This window comes from Clavibacter sp. VKM Ac-2872 (assembly GCF_015351105.1).
GTDB lineage: Bacteria > Actinomycetota > Actinomycetes > Actinomycetales > Microbacteriaceae > Clavibacter.
Map to the genome: position 1 here is coordinate 50930 of NZ_JADKRR010000004.1, position 16430 is coordinate 67359.

Annotated in this window: 29 protein-coding genes; 28 read left to right on the top strand and 1 reads right to left on the bottom strand. The window is 71.3% G+C overall.

Annotated elements, in window-relative coordinates:
- The first annotated feature begins 26 nt into the window (after window positions 1-26).
- The 17 genes from ITJ40_RS14860 to ITJ40_RS14940 all read left to right on the top strand — a co-directional run bounded on the left by ITJ40_RS14860 (window position 27) and on the right by ITJ40_RS14940 (window position 9015).
- Complete coding sequence (locus tag ITJ40_RS14860) at window positions 27-497, top strand: single-stranded DNA-binding protein (protein WP_194667815.1); 471 nt, start codon at window positions 27-29, stop codon at window positions 495-497.
- The gene (locus ITJ40_RS14865; RefSeq protein ID WP_194667816.1) at window positions 497-862 is read left to right on the top strand and encodes a hypothetical protein; all 366 of its coding nucleotides are present in this window, start codon (window positions 497-499) and stop codon (window positions 860-862) included. The genes ITJ40_RS14860 and ITJ40_RS14865 overlap by 1 nt, the downstream gene beginning before the upstream one ends.
- Window positions 859-1143, top strand: a complete 285-nt coding sequence (locus tag ITJ40_RS14870; protein WP_194667817.1) for a hypothetical protein — start codon at window positions 859-861, stop codon at window positions 1141-1143. The genes ITJ40_RS14865 and ITJ40_RS14870 overlap by 4 nt, the downstream gene beginning before the upstream one ends.
- Entirely contained in the window at window positions 1140-1280 is a 141-nt protein-coding gene (locus ITJ40_RS14875) for a hypothetical protein (RefSeq protein ID WP_194667818.1), read from the top strand. Before ITJ40_RS14870 ends, ITJ40_RS14875 begins: the two co-directional genes overlap by 4 nt.
- Complete coding sequence (locus ITJ40_RS14880; protein WP_194667819.1) at window positions 1277-1744, top strand: hypothetical protein; 468 nt, start codon at window positions 1277-1279, stop codon at window positions 1742-1744. The genes ITJ40_RS14875 and ITJ40_RS14880 overlap by 4 nt, the downstream gene beginning before the upstream one ends.
- Window positions 1741-2556, top strand: a complete 816-nt coding sequence (locus ITJ40_RS14885) for a hypothetical protein (protein ID WP_194667820.1) — start codon at window positions 1741-1743, stop codon at window positions 2554-2556. The genes ITJ40_RS14880 and ITJ40_RS14885 overlap by 4 nt, the downstream gene beginning before the upstream one ends.
- Window positions 2553-2921: a hypothetical protein gene (locus tag ITJ40_RS14890; protein WP_194667821.1), complete on the top strand. Its 369-nt coding sequence runs from the start codon at window positions 2553-2555 to the stop codon at window positions 2919-2921. The genes ITJ40_RS14885 and ITJ40_RS14890 overlap by 4 nt, the downstream gene beginning before the upstream one ends.
- Before the next feature lie 73 nt (window positions 2922-2994).
- Window positions 2995-3330, top strand: coding sequence for a hypothetical protein (locus tag ITJ40_RS14895; RefSeq protein ID WP_194667822.1), 336 nt, complete (start codon window positions 2995-2997; stop codon window positions 3328-3330).
- 9 nt (window positions 3331-3339) lie between these two features.
- Window positions 3340-3570 (top strand): hypothetical protein, encoded by a 231-nt coding sequence (locus ITJ40_RS14900; protein ID WP_194667823.1) that lies wholly within the window; start codon window positions 3340-3342, stop codon window positions 3568-3570.
- Window positions 3571-3885: 315 nt separating this feature from the next.
- Window positions 3886-4818: a M15 family metallopeptidase gene (locus ITJ40_RS14905; protein WP_194667824.1), complete on the top strand. Its 933-nt coding sequence runs from the start codon at window positions 3886-3888 to the stop codon at window positions 4816-4818.
- A gap of 33 nt (window positions 4819-4851) precedes the next feature.
- Window positions 4852-5124: an HNH endonuclease gene (locus ITJ40_RS14910; protein WP_194667825.1), complete on the top strand. Its 273-nt coding sequence runs from the start codon at window positions 4852-4854 to the stop codon at window positions 5122-5124.
- 137 nt (window positions 5125-5261) lie between these two features.
- Window positions 5262-5741: a hypothetical protein gene (locus ITJ40_RS14915; protein WP_194667826.1), complete on the top strand. Its 480-nt coding sequence runs from the start codon at window positions 5262-5264 to the stop codon at window positions 5739-5741.
- Between the two features lie 304 nt (window positions 5742-6045).
- Complete coding sequence (locus ITJ40_RS14920) at window positions 6046-6297, top strand: hypothetical protein (protein ID WP_194667827.1); 252 nt, start codon at window positions 6046-6048, stop codon at window positions 6295-6297.
- On the top strand, window positions 6294-6701 hold the full coding sequence (locus ITJ40_RS14925; protein WP_194667828.1) for a hypothetical protein: 408 nt from the start codon (window positions 6294-6296) through the stop codon (window positions 6699-6701). The genes ITJ40_RS14920 and ITJ40_RS14925 overlap by 4 nt, the downstream gene beginning before the upstream one ends.
- Window positions 6702-6703: 2 nt before the next feature.
- Window positions 6704-6853 carry a hypothetical protein gene (locus ITJ40_RS14930; RefSeq protein ID WP_194667829.1) on the top strand — a complete coding sequence of 50 codons (150 nt, stop codon included), beginning with the start codon at window positions 6704-6706 and terminating at the stop codon, window positions 6851-6853.
- A gap of 172 nt (window positions 6854-7025) precedes the next feature.
- Entirely contained in the window at window positions 7026-7385 is a 360-nt protein-coding gene (locus ITJ40_RS14935) for a hypothetical protein (RefSeq protein WP_194667830.1), read from the top strand.
- A 73-nt stretch (window positions 7386-7458) separates the two neighbouring features.
- On the top strand, window positions 7459-9015 hold the full coding sequence (locus ITJ40_RS14940; RefSeq protein WP_194667831.1) for a terminase: 1557 nt from the start codon (window positions 7459-7461) through the stop codon (window positions 9013-9015).
- On the opposite strand, the gene ITJ40_RS14945 is transcribed toward ITJ40_RS14940, so the two are convergent.
- Window positions 9012-9572 (bottom strand): NUMOD4 motif-containing HNH endonuclease, encoded by a 561-nt coding sequence (locus ITJ40_RS14945; RefSeq protein ID WP_194667832.1) that lies wholly within the window; start codon window positions 9570-9572, stop codon window positions 9012-9014. The two genes, ITJ40_RS14940 and ITJ40_RS14945, sit on opposite strands and share 4 nt — an antisense overlap.
- Window positions 9573-9618: 46 nt before the next feature.
- On the opposite strand from ITJ40_RS14945, the gene ITJ40_RS14950 reads away from it, so the two are divergent.
- The 11 genes from ITJ40_RS14950 (at window position 9619) to ITJ40_RS15000 (ending at window position 16367) form a co-directional block, all read left to right on the top strand.
- On the top strand, window positions 9619-11046 hold the full coding sequence (locus ITJ40_RS14950; protein WP_194667833.1) for a DUF935 family protein: 1428 nt from the start codon (window positions 9619-9621) through the stop codon (window positions 11044-11046).
- A complete protein-coding gene (locus ITJ40_RS14955) occupies window positions 11043-12302 on the top strand; it encodes a head maturation protease, ClpP-related (RefSeq protein WP_194667834.1) in 1260 nt (419 codons plus the stop codon). The genes ITJ40_RS14950 and ITJ40_RS14955 overlap by 4 nt, the downstream gene beginning before the upstream one ends.
- A gap of 2 nt (window positions 12303-12304) precedes the next feature.
- Window positions 12305-12670: a capsid cement protein gene (locus tag ITJ40_RS14960; protein WP_194667835.1), complete on the top strand. Its 366-nt coding sequence runs from the start codon at window positions 12305-12307 to the stop codon at window positions 12668-12670.
- Window positions 12671-12677: 7 nt separating this feature from the next.
- Entirely contained in the window at window positions 12678-13616 is a 939-nt protein-coding gene (locus tag ITJ40_RS14965; RefSeq protein WP_194667836.1) for a hypothetical protein, read from the top strand.
- Entirely contained in the window at window positions 13616-13870 is a 255-nt protein-coding gene (locus ITJ40_RS14970) for a hypothetical protein (RefSeq protein ID WP_194667837.1), read from the top strand. The genes ITJ40_RS14965 and ITJ40_RS14970 overlap by 1 nt, the downstream gene beginning before the upstream one ends.
- Window positions 13871-13887: 17 nt before the next feature.
- Window positions 13888-14241 (top strand): hypothetical protein, encoded by a 354-nt coding sequence (locus ITJ40_RS14975; protein WP_194667838.1) that lies wholly within the window; start codon window positions 13888-13890, stop codon window positions 14239-14241.
- The gene (locus ITJ40_RS14980; RefSeq protein ID WP_194667839.1) at window positions 14241-14591 is read left to right on the top strand and encodes a hypothetical protein; all 351 of its coding nucleotides are present in this window, start codon (window positions 14241-14243) and stop codon (window positions 14589-14591) included. Before ITJ40_RS14975 ends, ITJ40_RS14980 begins: the two co-directional genes overlap by 1 nt.
- Window position 14592: 1 nt before the next feature.
- A complete protein-coding gene (locus ITJ40_RS14985) occupies window positions 14593-14862 on the top strand; it encodes an HK97 gp10 family phage protein (protein WP_194667840.1) in 270 nt (89 codons plus the stop codon).
- Complete coding sequence (locus tag ITJ40_RS14990) at window positions 14855-15283, top strand: hypothetical protein (protein WP_194667841.1); 429 nt, start codon at window positions 14855-14857, stop codon at window positions 15281-15283. The genes ITJ40_RS14985 and ITJ40_RS14990 overlap by 8 nt, the downstream gene beginning before the upstream one ends.
- Window positions 15284-15348: 65 nt before the next feature.
- Window positions 15349-15954, top strand: coding sequence for a hypothetical protein (locus ITJ40_RS14995; protein WP_194667842.1), 606 nt, complete (start codon window positions 15349-15351; stop codon window positions 15952-15954).
- A gap of 83 nt (window positions 15955-16037) precedes the next feature.
- Entirely contained in the window at window positions 16038-16367 is a 330-nt protein-coding gene (locus ITJ40_RS15000; protein ID WP_194667843.1) for a hypothetical protein, read from the top strand.
- Window positions 16368-16430 lie beyond the last annotated feature (63 nt).

A 16430-nucleotide genomic window follows, 5' to 3' on the forward strand; every position in this document is an offset into this window, starting at 1 on the left:
CGCGCGCACCGAGAGAAGGACTGACCATGAGCAAGGCCACCATCACGATCGAGGGATTCATCTCCCGCGACCCCGAGCTGAAGTACGCGAAGAGCAGCGGCAAGCCGTTCCTCTCGATCAGCGTCCCGCACACCCCCCGCAAGCAGGAGAACGGCCAGTGGGTCGACGCGGGCGACACGACCTGGTTCCAGGCGACCGTCTTCAACGAGGACGCCGAGTACCTCGCGACGATCCTCACGAAGGGCACGCTCGTCACGATCACGGCGGCGCCCGAGGTGAACGTCTTCCAGAAGCAGGACGGCTCGCACCAGGCGAACATCGTCCTCCGCTTCCCGACGATCGCGATCATCCAGAAGGCCCCGAAGGGCTACCAGGCGGGCGGCGGCGCCGGCGGCAACCAGGCTCAGGAGCCGTGGGGCGCGCCCGCGTCGACGGGCTGGCACCAGCCGCCCGCGCAGCCCGAGGCCGGGTACTACAACGACGAGACGCCGTTCTGATGGCCGCCGTGCAGCGCACGATCGAGCAGGTCATCGCGGACGCGTGGGGGAACGACGAGGGCGGCGTCACCGTGCACGTCCTCGAGGAGGGCACGCATCTCGAGGTGCAGCGCGCGCTCACCCCGGACGAGGCGCGCGCGTTCGCGGCGGCCATCATCCTGGCGGCGGACGCGGTCGAGCAGAGGCCAGGCGAGCCGCCTGCGCCCCGTGGAGACGCGATCACCGCCTCGGGGCATCGTCGTGTCCAGGATGTTGCGAAAACGCCGCAGATCGTCGCAGAAGCGCAACAGCCCGAGGTCTGCGGAGGCATGTGCAGCCGCCCTCGCGGCCACGCCGACGCCCACCACCCGACGATCCGATGGTGATCCCGGCGCCGCCCCCGGTGCGCGTCGACGAGGAGGCCGAGGCCCTGCGGCTCCTCGTCGACGGTCCTGAGGGGGAGCGGCAGTGCGTCGGCACCATCGACGGCCTGCCTTGCCCGAAGCCCGCGGTCTGGTGCATGGAGTGCCCGAGCTGCGGGTCCTACGGCCAGGCATGTGACGCGCATCGCGAGTGGGCCGACCGCCGAGCCGAGCACGGCATCCGGCAGGTGTGCACCCGCTGCCGGACCCCCTTCCCGGTGCCGCTCCCGTGGGGGCCCCTGTGATCGACACCGACCGCCTCCTCGCCCACCTCCGCGCCCGCGCGGACCACCCGGACGCCGTGCTCTACGCGGTGTTCACCGGCCTCGCCGCCCGCATCGAGCGCGGCGACTTCGACATCGACCAGAAGGACCAGACATGAACAGCCCCTACGAAGACCTCGACTTCATGGCCAACTGCATCGCGCGCGGCGACGACCCGCGCGCCGTGCTCGGGACCGCCGTACGCGTTGCGCTCGAGGCGGAGCGCGCTCGCGCCGCCGTCGAGACCGCCACTCCCCCGGCCACCGCCGACGCGCTCACGGCGCTCGACGAGATCGAGGAGGTGCTGACCAGCGAGGGGGCCATCACCGGCTCGCCCATGGGGAACATCGCCCTGATCCGACGCTCGCTCGCTGCTGCGCCCGAGCGGCACGTCATCACCGAAGCCATGATCGAGGCCGCGGCGCGGTCGCTGTTCAATGACGGCCAGCCCGACGAAGACGACCCCGCGGACCCCAACCAGCTCTCGTGGTCGAGCATGGCCGCCGACGACAGGAGCCGCGCGGACCTCTACCGCTCCGACGCGCGCCGGATCCTCATCGACGCGCTCGCGGTGGCTTCGTGAGCGACCGCATCGAGGAGACCGTCGACTGGTCCGAGGTCGTCGACGACCAGGCGCTCCTCCACCTCGCGGCCGCCCGCGCCGACAACGCCCTCCGCGCGGCGCCCGCGGTCATCCGGCACATCCGCGAGCAGGTGACCCCGTCGCTCGTCCGTCCCGGCGACGGCATGCCCCGAGCCGCGTCCAAGGAGCCGCCCGCCCCGGCGCGCCTCGACCCGATCGACGACGCCGACGCGGTCTACGCGCAGCTGATCGACTGGCTCGTGTCCTGGTGCGACACGTACGGCGTCCGCCCGCCCCAGGTGACCGGCGCCGTCCGCGTCTCCGAGGACGGGGTCGTGCAGGGCTTCCGCGGCCGCATGGATCCCGCGACCGCCGCTGACCTGACCCGCCGCGTGGGGAACGACCTGCTCGTCCTCACGCAGAGGGTCCTCCGGCACCCGACCGCCAGGACCTACTTCGACGACATCGCGGGCATCGTGCACCGGGCGTCGGCGAAGTACCCGCAGGCGCCGCGCCCGCAGCGCGCCGTCATCCCGCGGCCGTGCTCCACGTGCGGGGAGCACGCGGTCGGCGCGGCCTGGCGCTCCGCCGACCTCCTCGACGTGGTCGTGGAATGCAGCGTGTGCGGGCAGGAGGTCTCGCCCACTGATGCGATGCGGACGCTCGGCTGGCTCGCCCCGAAGGTCCTCGTCGAGCAGGCCACGACCGACCTGTGGACCTGGTCCTGCCAGACCTGCGGCGACCACGGCGCGGGGAACCGGCCGGTCGCCGAGGCGAAGGCGCGCGAGCACCGCTGCGAGGTGGCGCTGTGACCGGGGATGTCGCACCCTGGCTGGTCGCGCTGGGCCTGACCGGCGGCCTCTGCTTCCTTGCCCGCATGGCCTATGACGTGGTCGCGCTTCTCCGAGCGCGGTCTCGGCGACGCCCAGCGAAACCGCCCGAGGTATCGCTGAAGCAGGGTAGTGAGCTGCCGCCCGTCGGCTCCACCGTGACCCTGCGGGAGGCGGACTGGTACCTCGGCGATGTCGTCGGGTTGGCCTCCGGGTCCCGGGGTCGGGTTGTCCATACCGACCGCGAGCTCGACGGCCCTCATGCCGGGGTGCATGTCCTCTGGGAGGGCTACGAGAACAGCATCCGGTGCCGCCCCCACGAGCTCATCTGGGAGGGCCACCCGTGAAGGCCTGCCTGATCCTCGCCGCCTTCTGCTTGCTCCTCATCCGCTACAGCCCCACCCGAACGAAGGACCCAACATGACCGACACCGCAGCCGCTCGCGATACTGCCGCCGAGCGGATCCGCCAGAACGCGAAGTGGGGTGAGCAGAACCACCCCGACGGCACTGGCCCCGATGTGCGCCCGCTCCTCTTCGCTGGCGCCCTCCCGCGCGCGGACGACCTCGCCCGGTACGCCACCCAGGCGACGGACGCGCACGCAGCCGACGGCACGGTTACCTGGCTCGACATCCTCCGCGAGGAGTACCACGAGGCGCTCGCCGAGTCCGACCCTGCGAAGCTGCGTGAGGAGCTCATCCAGCTCGCGGCCGTCGCACAGCAGTGGGTCGAGCACATCGATCGCCGCGAGGCCTAGCCCCGGCACATGAACAAGCGGCAGGAGCTCACGATCGGCGAGGCAGCCGAGCGCGTCCACCGCACCCGCCGCACGATCCAGTTCTGGATGAACCGCGACGGGATGCGGTTCCACTGGAAGCGGGGGAAGAAGATGATCCGCCTCGACGACCTCCTCCTGCACTACCGGAAGAACCTCATCGCGAACCCGAATCGGAAGCGCCCGGAGGGGTCGCGCAAGAAAAGTGCGTCTGGGGGTTGACAACGCAACGACTTCACCCCACAGATGGAGATTAGACAAGAAAGGCACCGCGGGACACGCTCCCGACGGTGCCTTTCCTGTTCCCGGGCGCGAACCATGCCCCGGCCCCAGACGACCGCCTCGGGCGCGGTCGCGGCGGGGACGCGACCCGCTGGGGAGTCTCGCGTCCCCGCCCCACGCTCTTCCTGCCACCGGACACGCACATGCCCGCGGCGCCCCGACGAACCTCGCGCCTGAGCGCCGAGACGCCGGGTGCGCGCCGCCACCACCCCGCACCGCCGGTTCGGCAGGACCCCTTCACCGAGGAGCGCACGCATGGCGAACGGCCAGCTCGACACCCGCACGCTCGCGCAGATCGACGGCGAGCCCGGCGACCTCCTCCGCGCCGACGCGTGCGGGTACTGGAACGCCCTGCAGCGCGACTTCCGGAAGGCCATGGGCTACGGCCTCGGTGTCCGCGAGGCCTACCGCCCGCTCGCCACGCAGATCGCGTACTTCGTCACCCGGTACGCGAAGACCAGCCGCAACACGGGCCTCTGGTACGACGGCACCTACTGGGTGAAGAAGGCCGGCGTGCCCGCGGCCGCGCGCCCTGGCACGTCCAAGCACGGGGACGGCCTCGCGGTCGACGCCACCATCGACTCCTTCACCAGCCCTGCCTACCGGTGGATGGCCGCGAACGCCGACCGGTACGGGTTCGGCAACAACCAAGGCCGGAACGACGGCGAGCCCTGGCACTGGGTCTTCGGCGAGACCCGCCCCACCATCCAGCCCGCGAGCGTCGGCTCGCAGGCCATCGACAACGACGGGAACGACATGGCCGACATCACCGAGGGCCAGATGCAGCGCATCGCGGTCATCCTCCTCGACACCGAGATCCAGACCCCGCTCGGCCCGCGCCTCGTGAAGCACGCCCTCGGCGACGCCCTCCTCCTCGGGCAGGCGAACGCGAACAGCATCGCCGAGGTCCCCGACCTGACGTGGGACGTGCGCCTCGAGCACACCCTCGCGAAGGCCGCTGACGGCAGCCCGCTCATGGTGCCCGTCCGTGACCTGGTCCGGTACGAGCCCGCCGAGCACGAAGCCACCCGCCGTGCGGTCGCCGCCGTTGCCCGCCCCGACGTCGACCTCGACTACGCGGCCGTCGTCGCCGAGCTCAAGGAGTCCGGCCTCGACCCCGCGACGTTCGCCACGTACGCCGCCGACGAGGCCGACCGCCGCGAGCGCGAACGCCTCACCCCCGCCTGACCCATGGGCCAGCACCACCCGAACACTCGGCGCATGCAGGTCCTCCGTCCCGCCTTCCGCAAGGAGTCCGAGGCGGCGGACCTGCCGTGCTGGATCTGCTCGCAGCCGATCGACTACACCGCGGCGCAGGACGACTACAAGAACCCGTCGCGCTTCCAGCTCGACCACTTCCACCCGGCGTCCAAGCGGCCCGACCTGTACGACGACCCGTCGAATTTCCGCCCATCGCATAGCGGATGCAATAGAGACCGCGGAGCGGATGCGCCTCGTGCTGGTCTCCGCCCGCCGTCGAGGGACTGGACCTAGAATGTGAACGGCCCCGCATCGAGTGCGTCAACACTCGCCGGGGCCTGACCCACCTTCAAGGACTAGTTGATCGGAGGGCTGCCATGAATCCTATCTGCGCAGTCGATGCCTGCTCGAAGCCGCCGTACAAGGCCGCCATGTGCGCCTCGCACTACATGCGGAAGTGGCGCTACGGCGACCCCCTGCACACGCCACCTCGGCCCTACCGTGACCTGACCGGCCTCCGCTTCGGCGACCTCATCGTCACGAGCCGGGTCGACAGCGACTCGTGGTCCGCGGCGTGCACGTGCGGCGCGACCACCACCGCCCGCACCGGAGACCTGAACCGGGGCGCCGCGCTCACGTGCGGCGACAGACGAGCCCACCGGCGGACGGCCACGACCTACCACGCGGTCCACGACCGGCTCACCGTCGACCGAGGACGGGCAGCCGAGCATGACTGCGCCGACTGTGGGGGCCCGGCGGCACAGTGGTCCTACGACCACGCTGACCCTGACGAGCTCGCGGCCGAGGACATCAAGGGCCGACCGCTGTACAGCCTCGACCCCGACCACTACCAGCCGCGCTGCGTCCCGTGCCACAAGGTCCTCGACCTGCACCACGCCGCCATCCGCTAGACCGACCAGCACGAGCAGGGGCATCACCTACGGGTGGTGCCCTTCGTCGTTCCATCCGGCGAGGAGGTAGCCATGGGCGGGCGCCCTGACTACGACGACGCGACGGCCAGCACATGTGCCACCGCCCCACCGGATGAAGAGACGACGCTCGTCTACCAGACCTGGGGGCAGTGACCGTGCGCGGCATCGACCGGTGCGCACGATGCGGCGCGCCCACGTACCGAGCACCGGACCACCGGGGGCCCGCCGAGTGCGACGACTGCGCACGCCCCGCCCCGCTACCCACCCGACCCGAGGAGTGAGCATGACCGCACACACCGAGCGCCCCGCCTCCGACCTGGCCCTCCGATTCGGCACGGCCGCCGGCGGCCCGGCACCCACCGCCGAGCAGCGTGCCGACACGGCCGACCTCTCGGCCCTCGTGCTCGAGCTGGCCGTCGGCATCACCGAGCTCGTCCCGCCCGGCCGCAACCAGTCGCTCGCACTGACGGCGCTCGAGGACGTGCACATGCGCGCCAACCGCGGCATCTACAACCAGGACATCGCGACCCGATGAGCGAGAGCACGCCGCGGCCGACCATGCCGCACGAGATCGTGCTCGACCACGACGAGCACCGCATCCTCATCGACGGCGTCGAGTTCCCCCACCTGGTGGGCGAGGACATCCACGTCGAGCAGCAGCACCCCCGCTTCGGCACCGTCGACCTCACCCTCCTCGCCGAGCGCGTGACCGTGATCGGCGAGCCTCGACGCCGGCCGGGACCGCCCGCGAGCATCGGCGGCATCACCGGCGCCATTCTCGTCCGGGTGGGTGACGCGGAGCCCGCCGAGCTCGGGACCTTCACCCTGCCCGTCCGCACGGCGACCGCACCGCTGGGTGGCGGCGTCATCGTCAGCTCGGGGACCGATCGGCTGCAGCGCGCGATGGCTGCCTTCGCCGCCGCCCTCGAGGAGGAGTGACCATGCCCGACCCGATCATCGTGATCCCCATCGGGGTAGCCCGACCCGAGGTGACCCGACCCATGCACGCCGAGGTCCACCTGCCCACCATCCGCCCCGTCGTTCTCAGCCCCATCACCAGGGCCCGAGAGCGACCCCGCGACCACGAGTAAGCCCTAGGCCCTCCCAGGGGCCCCACGCCCCGCCTGTCGCCCCTCCGTGCACCCCCTCGCCCGGATCCCCCAGAAAATCCAGGCCCACCCCCACCACGGCCCACCTCCCGCCCGACCGGGTTCTCTCCCCCCGGTTTCTGGCCACGGAATTTGACCACCCCTAGGAGCGCGCGTGACCGAGCCGAAGAAGCCGAAGGAATCGCGGCTCCATCGGGCCTCGGTGACGCGGATGCTGCGCGCCACGGGGCTCCTGCACGTGCCCGAGGAGGCGCCCCTGGTGACGCTCCTGAAGGACCTCGCGAAGGAGCTGGACCTGAACGGGGGAGCGCGGACGCGGCAGCAGTACCTCTCCGCGCTGAAGGACGTGCGCCGGGTGCTGCGCGATGCGCCTGGTGAGACCGCTGCGTCCTCGGGCGCGGCGCCGGCGGACGACGATCCCGATGACGAGGCGACGGATGACGTCGACGTGGACCCGAAGGTGAGCGACTTTGACCGTTTCAAGCGCTCGAAGGGCGGAGCTGCGGCGGGCTAAGGGGAAGACGGTCCCGCGGCTGTGGACCCGCCCGCTGCGCCCGCTGACCCCGGAGACGTCGCACGGCTTCCACGTGATCGAGTTCGCGAGGGTCTGGCTCGGCGTCGAGCTGCGGCCGTGGCAGAAGTGGCTCCTCATCGCGGCCCTCGAGCTGCTGGTCGACGGCACCTACCGCTACCGGAAGATCATCGTCATCGTCGGCCGGCAGAACGGCAAGACGAAGCTCATCGAGGTCCTCGCCGCATGGTGGCTGTTCGTCGATGCCGACGCGTTCCCCGAGCATCTGCCGGCGAGCGAGTTCCTCGTGCTCGGCGCCGCGCAGGACGTCGGCACCGCGAAGAAGGTCTGGAACCGGGTCCTCGGGAAGTGCAACCCCGAGGTGCTGTCGTGGCCGTCCCGCTTCACCGACGCCGAGCGCCAGGCCCTCGTGCCCGCGCTCGCGGCCCTGAGCTCGAAGCCGCGGACCACGAACGGCACCGAGGCGATTCGCCTGAAGAACGGCGCCCGGTACGAGATCGCCGCGCTCGCGTCCGGCGGGGCCCGCGGCGACTCGGTCGCGCGGGCGATCCTCGACGAGCTGCGCGAGCAGAAGAACTGGGAGGGCTGGGCGGCATTCTCGAAGACGCTGAACGGCACGTTCAACTCGCAGCTCTGGGCGATCTCTTCAGCCGGCGACGCCCGATCCGTGGTCCTGAAGGACCTGCGCGACGGCGCGATACGCGCGCTCGAGGAGTGGGAGGCGTACGTCGATGCCGGCGTGCAGAGCATCGAGGAGTTCGCCAACGGGCACGACGTGTCCATCGGCCTGTTCGAGTGGTCCGCGCTCCCGGGCTGCGACGTCGACGACCCGGAGGGGATCTGCCAGGCGAACCCGTCCATCGGGTACGGCTACAACGTCGAGACGATCCTGTCCGACCTCGCGTCCGGCGAGCCCGAGCACATCTTCCGCAACGAGGTCCTCTGCCAGTGGAACCTCGCCAGCGTCGAGACCCACATCGACCCGACCGAGTGGCACGACGCCGGCGACCCCGAGGCGCGCGCCGCCGAGGGGTCCCGCCTCGTCGTCGGAGTCGACACCTCCACCGACCGGAGGATGTCCTACGTCAGCGTCGCCGGCTGGACCGACGACGGCCAGATCATCGGCGAGCTCGTCGCCGAGCGCCCCGGCATGCTCTGGGTCCCCGACTACGTCGCGGCCCTCTGCGCGAAGCAGGGCACGAAGGAGGTGGCGCTGCAGACCCGCGGCGCCCCGTCCTCCGAGTTCGTCGCCCGCCTCGAGGAGCTGGACCTCACGATCATCCGCATCGAGGGATCCGCGCTCGGCGCGACCGCCGGGCAGATGAAGGACCACGTCCGCGACGGCCGCCTCGTGCACCGCCAGGAGGAGCCCCTCCGCCTGGCCGTCTCCGGCGCCATCGTCCGCAAGCTCGGCGAGGTCTGGGTCTGGGACCGCGGCGCCTCGCCCGTCGACATCTCGCCCCTGGTCGCGATGTCCGAAGCGGTCTACGGGCTCACGTCCGTCGCCGCCCCCGCACCCCGCCCACCGGCAACACCGCCCCCGCCAGCCGAGCTCATCACCCGCGACTACGTGTCGCCCGGGGAGGTGAACCTCGCCTTGGCGGATTTCTAGACGGTGAAGCCGAGGGCCTCGTACCGCTCGTCCGCGAGCGCCGGGTCGAACTCGCGCCCCTGAGCGCGCGCCAACGCGTACTCCCGGGCGCACGACAGGCACGACCGCTCGCCCTTCGCGAGCTGGGCGCCCTTGAGGTTCGGCTCCACGAGCTGATGGTCGCGGCGGCACCGAGCCTTGTTGAGGTTCGCGTTCCGCCCGTGACGGATGGTGTCCTGCGTGTTCTCACGGTGCGTGTCCCACCGCAGGTTGTCTATGCAGTTGTTCGAGGGGTTGCCGTCGCCGTGGCACGCTTCGGTGCCTACCTCCCGGGTGGGGCCGAATGCCTCGAGGACGAGATGGTGGACCTTCCTGGTTCGCCGCTGGTTGCCGGCGCTCAGGTTGACGCTGATGCGCCCGTCTGAGTCGGCGCGCAGCTTCCTCAGCCCCCCGGGGACGAGGCGTGTACCGACGCCGGTCTTGGCTCGCCGCGGGATCGACCGCACCGCACCGCGATCACTGACCTCGTAGGCGCCTTCGTACCCGACCACGGGCTTCCATTCTTCGGCTGGCTGCATGGGTTGACCCTATCGTCCCCGATCGACTTCTGAGAGCAGGACGCTGATGGCGAACGAGCAGGGATACCAGACCTCGGGGGTGGCGTCGTGGACGAACCTCGCGACCGAGTCGACCGAGACGAACCCCGAGCTGCAGTGGCCGAAGTCGCTCGAGGTCTACGACAAGATGCGCCGCGAGGACTCGCAGGTCGGGTCCGTCCTCCGCGCGGTGACGCTGCCCATCCGCAGCGCCGAGTGGATGATCGACCCGAACGGCGCGTCGGACGAGGTCGTGGAGCTCGTCGCCACCGACCTGGGGCTGCCCGTGAAGGGCCAGATCCCGAAGCCGCAGCACCGCACGCGCGGCCGCTTCTCGTGGGACGAGCACCTCCGCATGGTGCTCCTCGAGCTCGTGTACGGGCACTCGTTCTTCGAGCAGGTCTACGAGTACGACGGCGCGAAGCTCCGGCTGAAGAAGCTCGCGTGGCGGCCGCCGCGCAGCATCGCCGGCGTCGACGTCGCGGCCGATGGCGGGCTGCTCGCGATCAAGCAGCGCGGCATCCTGGGCCGTGACATCCGGATCCCGGTCGAGCGGTGCGTCGCGTACGTCAACGACCGCGAGGGCGGCAACTGGTTCGGCCAGTCCCTCCTCCGCACGGCCTACAAGAACTGGCTCCTGAAGGACCGCATGCTGCGCGCCCAGGCCCTCACGGTCGAGCGGAACGGCCTCGGCGTCCCGGTCTACACCGGCGCCGAGGTGCCCGACGACGTGACCGGAGACGAGCGGGACCGGTGGCTGCAGTCCGAGAAGGACGCCGGCCTTGCCCTCGCGAAGGGCTTCCGCGCGGGAGAGGGCGCCGGAGCGTCCATCCCGAACAGCGCGTCCCTCGACCTGAAGGGCGTCGTCGGGAAGCTGCCGGACACCGACCAGCCCATCCGCTACCACGACGAGCAGATCGCCCGCGCGGTCCTCGCGCACTTCCTGAACCTCGGCACCGAGACCGGGTCGTGGGCGCTCGGCTCGACCTTCGCGAACTTCTTCACCGACTCGCTCAACGCGGTCGCCGCGCACATCGCCGACGTCACGCAGCAGCACGTCGTCGAGGACCTCGTCGACCTCAACTTCGGGCCGGCCGCACCCGCGCCCCGGCTCGTGTTCAAGGCCATCGGATCCCAGCACGCGCCGACCGCGGAGGCCATCAAGGCGCTCATCGACTCCGGCGCGATCACCCCGGACCCCGCGCTCGAGGCCTACATCCGCGCGCTGTACACGCTCCCCGTCCAGGACGAGGACGACGACCCCGACCGGAAGCGGAACGCGACCGACGCGGAGAACGCGCGTTACGCCGCGGAGACCGTGCAGAAGGCGTACCTCGGCGTCGGCAAGGTCCTCACCCTCGACGAGGCGCGCGACCTGGTGCGCCGCGCGGGCGCGAACCTCACCGGCCCCGGCCCGGTGCCGGCACCATCACCCCCCAGCGAGGAGACCCCGTGACCACGAAGGAACTGCAGAACCGGCGCAAGAACCGGTTCTGGGGGGAGAAGGACATCCCCAAGTCCAAGGCCGAGTTCTTCAACGCGGTCACCACGCCGGCCCCGTCGGGCGATGGCACGGTCGCGACGATCCGGATCTACGGTCCGATCGACTCGTGGGGCGGCTTCTGGGGGGTCTCGACGAAGGACGTCGGTGGAGTGCTCGACGCGCTGTCTGAGTCGGTCACCCAGATCATCCTCCGGATCAACTCCCCGGGTGGCGAGGTGTTCGAGGGCATCGCGATCCTGAACCTCCTGCGCGCGCATCGCGCGTCGGTGACCGCGGTCGTCGACGGTCTCGCGGCGTCCGCAGCGTCGGTCATCGCGGCGGGCTGCGACGAGACCGTGATGTCGCCCGGCACGCAGCTGATGATCCACTCGCCGTGGAGCTTCGCCGGCGGCAACGCGGCCGACCTCCGCAAGCAGGCAGAGGTGCTCGACAGCATCGAGTCGTCGCTCATCGAGGTTTACTCGGCGAAGGCCGGCGAGAAGGACTGGCCCGCGCTGCTCGCCGCCGAGACGTGGCTGAACGCCGCGCAGGCCGTCGAGCTCGGCCTCGCTGACCGGGTCGCCGTCATCCCCGACGCGGGCGAGGCGATCACCGTGACCGACGACGAAGAGCTCGTGGTCATCACGCTCGACGACGACGACATCGAGGACGCCGCCGCACGAGCGCGCGTCATCAGCTTCCCCGAGCGGGCAGCCGCCCGCGCCCAGATCCCCCCGAGCGCATCCGCGCCCGGTTCGCCCACAGAAGAGGAGACGGCCATGCCGGACCTGAACACCACCATCCGTGCCCGTCTCGGGCTGCTCGACCCGACCGCCAGCGACGAGGTGATCGTCGCCGCGCTCGACGAGGCCCTCGCCGAGCGGGCCGAGCCCAACCCGGCCGCTCCCGCGGGGACCGTCCTCATGGACGCCGCGGCCCTCGCGGACCTGCAGGCCGCCGCCAACGAGGGCCGCCAGGCGCTCGCGCAGCAGGCCACCGCGCGCCGCGAGGCCATCGTCGACGCCGCCCTCGCCGACGGACGCATCGCGCCTGCGTCCCGCGCCGCGTGGCTCACGCAGCTCGAGGCCAACGAGGAGGGTGCCGCGTCGCTGATCGCGTCGCTCACCCCGAACACCATCCCCGTGGCGGAGCTCGGCGAGAACGCCGAGCCCACCGCGGACCAGTCGCTCTACGCGTCCGCGTGGGGCACCGACGAGAAGGGGGCCTGACCATGGCCGACTACCTGCCCAAGTTCAAGCCCGGCGAGGCCATCACCTACACGGCCTCTGCTGCCGTGATCGGTGGCCGCCTCGTGGCCGTCACCACGACCGCGCCCGGCACCCGCACCGTCGGCCCCGCGGGCGTCGACTCCGCGGCCGTCGTCGGCGTCGCCGGCTTCGACGCCGCCGCCGGCGATCCCGTCACCGTCTACGCGGGCGGCGTGCAGCGCCTCACCGCGTCGGGCGCCATCGCCACCGGAGCGCCCGTCACCGCGGCCGCCGCCGGTCTCGCCACCACCGGTGGCACCAACCGCGTGGGCATCGCCCTGCAGCCCGCCGCCGCCGCCAACGACGTCATCGACGTCCTCTTCAACTAGGAGCGTCATGCCCTCGTACACCTACCCCGTTGCGCGCCCTGAGGGGACGCTCACCACCGCCCAGATCCACCTCCTCCTGCAGAACCCGGCGGTCATCGCGAAGCGCGTCGCGACGCTCGCCGACCAGCGGTTCATCGCCGACTTCCTGCTGACCGGTCGCTTCCAGGCCATCGGCGGCGGCATCTTCTACGAGACCGGCGAGGAGATCTTCCCCGCCGACGCGCCCGAGGTCGTCGCCCCCGGCGGCGAGTACCCGACCACGGTGCTCACCCGTGGCGAGCTCGCGTCCGCGAAGACCACGAAGTGGGGCCTCGACACCGAGGTCACCGACGAGGCCATCAGCCGGCTCGGCATCCGCCCCGTGGACAGCGCGCTCGTGAAGCTCGCGAACAGCGTCGTCCGCACGGTCGACTCGACCGCGATGTCCGTCATCGCGTCCAAGGTGACGACCGCCTTCGCGGCGACCGCGTCCTGGTCGACGGGCACGAAGGACGAGCGCGTCGCGGCCGTCGTCGGCTCGCTGCTCGCGGCGAAGGCGAACCGCGAGGACCTCGCGCTCGGCATCGACCCCGACACGGTCGCGCTCTCCGGCGCGCAGTACGCGAAGGTCATGGCGCTCTTCGCCAGCGCCGGCGTGCTGCCCCGCGAGGACGGCAACCCGATCGTGAACGGCGCCCTGCCGGTCAACCTGCTCGGCTTCACGTGGGTCACGTCGCCGTTCATCGTCGGCAACGACCCGCTGCTCCTCGACCGCGACCAGCTCGGCGGCATGGCGGACGAGGACCTGCAGTCGCCCGGCTACTCGCGCGACGCCGCGATCGGCGTCGAGACCTTCACCGAGCGCATCGCGCAGCGGGACGCCTACCGCGCCCGCGCGCGCCGCGTCACGGTGCCGGTGGTCCTCGAGGCGAAGGCCGGCCTCCGCGTGACGGGTACGGGCCTCTGATGGCCGCGCACATCGTCACCGCGGCCTGCGTGGTCCTCCCGCTCGAGGGCGGCGGCGAGCGGTACCTGTACCGCGGCGCGCCCGTGGGCGAGGGCTTCACCGAGGCCGGCATCCAGCACGCGCTCGACGTCGGCCTCATCGCGGTCGACACGGCGCGCGAGGAGGCCGAGGCTGCGCTCGCTGCCGAGGAGAAGAAGGCGGCCGCTGCGAAGGCGGCGGCCGACAAGAAGGCCGCCGACGCGGCCAAGCCGTAGGACGAGGGGGTGATGGAGTGATCGGCAAGACCGACCTCACGGGCGTCGATGAGAAGCTCGCGCTCAGGGTGATCGCGACCGCGCTCTCCATCGCCCCCTGCCTGCACACGCTCGAGGGCGACGACCGCGAGACCGCGATCGCCATCCTGAGCGGCGTGGCTGCCGAGGCGAAGAGCCGCGGCGCCCGCCACGTGAAGGGCCAGTCCGTCGGCCCCGCCCGGGTCGACTACGGGGCGTCGGAGTCGTGGTTCTTCGCGGACGACCGCGCGTCCCTCCGCGCGCTCTGCAGCGCGTCGGCGTCGCCGGGCGGCCCCATCGGGTCGTTCCCGACGTCGAGCCTCGTGTCGCGCCTCTGGCCCGAGGAGCGGTGATGGACTTCCCTGCCGGCGTCACCGTCCACCGGGACCGGCGCCGCGAGGTCCCGTCGCGCTACACGTCGGAGACCCGGCCCGGCAGCTGGGACGACGTCGACACGATCGAGATCCCGCAGGCGTTCGTCGCGAGCTCGTCGTCCTCGTCGCTGCGCAACGCGACCCGGTCGCAGGTGCTCACGGCGAAGAGCCTCTACCTCGGGGACACCACGGCCGACGTCCGCATCGGCGACCGGATCCGCGCCGGCGGCATCGCGTACTTCGTGCGCGAGCGCCCCGAGGCGGACACCAACCCATGGACCGACTGGACCCCGGTCCTCGAGGTCCCGCTCGAGTCGACGGAGGGGTGACGTGGAGTTCAACCAGGCGTTCTTCGAGGAGCTCGGCCGCAGTGGCCCCGTCATCGCGCTCACGGACGAAGCGGCCGAGCGCGTCGCCGCGGCCGCGCGCGCCAGCGCCCCCGTCGACACGCACGCCTACCAGGAGGGCATCGTCGTCCGGAGGAAGTTCCAGGACCGGGCCGTCGCGCTCGTGGTCGGCACCGACCCGAAGACGATGCTCATCGAGGCGAAGACCGGCAACCTCGCGCGGGCTGTCAAGGCGGCGAGGAAGAGTGGCTGACCGCGTCATCCACGTCGACCTGCAGGCGTTCCTCATCCCGTGGCTCGCGGCCCAGCTCGCCGCCCGCACCGAGGACGTGTGCGCCGGCGTCTCCGTGCGCGACACCGAGCCGCTGCCCGACCGCCCCGTGCCGAAGCGCATGGTCATCATCCGCGACGACTCCGGCCCGACTCGGTCGACCGTGACCGCCGAGCGGTCCATCGGCATCAGCGTGCTCGCCGGGACGAAGGAGTCCCCGGAGGACGCCGTCGACCTGGCGCTCATCGTCAACGCGCTCATCTCCGACGTCGCGCGCCCGGAGGCCGGGAACCCGGTCGCCGCCATCGAGTCGATGAACGGGCCGTTCGCCGTCGCGGAAGACCTGCCGTTCGCGCGCCGCTACTCGACCGCGACGCTCGTCGTCGTCGGATCCCCGTTCTGACCGATCACCACCACCACCCCTGAGCCCTCGCATCCGCGGGGGCTTCTTGCATGAAGGAGCAGCTCATGGCCGGACCCAACGGCATCGACGTCACCAAGGTCTTCATCCCCGTCACGGGGCACATGGGCGTTGCGCCCGAAGGCACCACCATCCCCACACCCGCACAGGGAGGCTCGCCGACCTTCAAGCTCGCGCCGGCCTTCAAGATGCCCGGCCTCCTCACCGAGGACGGCGGCTTCGAGTGGACGCTCGAGCGCGACGGCGACGCGATCGTCTTCTACCAGGAGGGCTACAGCCTGCCCTCCGGTCTCGCCAACGCGACGTGCGTGGTGAAGCTCGCGCAGACCGACGAGATCGTCCGCTCGATCATCCACGGCCAGGAGCCCGACGAGAACGGCTACATCGAGGTCGACGCCGGCGGCACCGACAAGGTCTACGTCCTCTACACGGAGGAGATCGGGAAGAACCTCTGGATCCGGCGCCGCATCGCCGACATCGCGACCATCGACTCCGTCAAGGAGGACAAGTCCACCCGCGGCGAGGTCGTCGGCTATGAGGTCACGTTCAAGATCGCGCGCTCGCCGCGGCTGAACAACAAGCACATCGGCGAGTGGCTCATCGCGCCCGACGCCGAGGTCGCGCCCGCGGCCGCCGCGACCTCCAAGTCGTAGCCCTAGACCGCTGGCCGGCGACGTGATGGGCGCCGCCGGCCAGCTTCTCCCATCAGCCCATCACCCCCATCAAGGAGAGCACCATGAGCACCACCAGCACGCAGGAGCCCGGCCCCAAGCCCACGTTCCAGGTCGTCGAGACCAACCTGCATTACCGCACGAAGAAGGGCGAGGAGATCGTCCTCGACATCGACATCCCCTTCGGCGTCCTCGTCGACGTCGCGGCCGGCGACCAGAACGAGCAGCAGCAGTTCGTCGCCCTGCTCGAGGCGCTCGGCGACACCGAGACCCTCGGTAAGGTCAAGGCCCTCGGGTCGATCGAGGCGATGGCGCTCATCATGCGCTTCTTCGAGGAGTTCGAGCGTCTGGTCGGTGCCTCCGTGGGGGAATCCAGGCGCTCCTCCACTTCGTAGAGGAGCACCGGGCGGCGCTGCGCTGGGACTTCCGCCGCTACCTCGGCCTCAGCGTCGATGGCA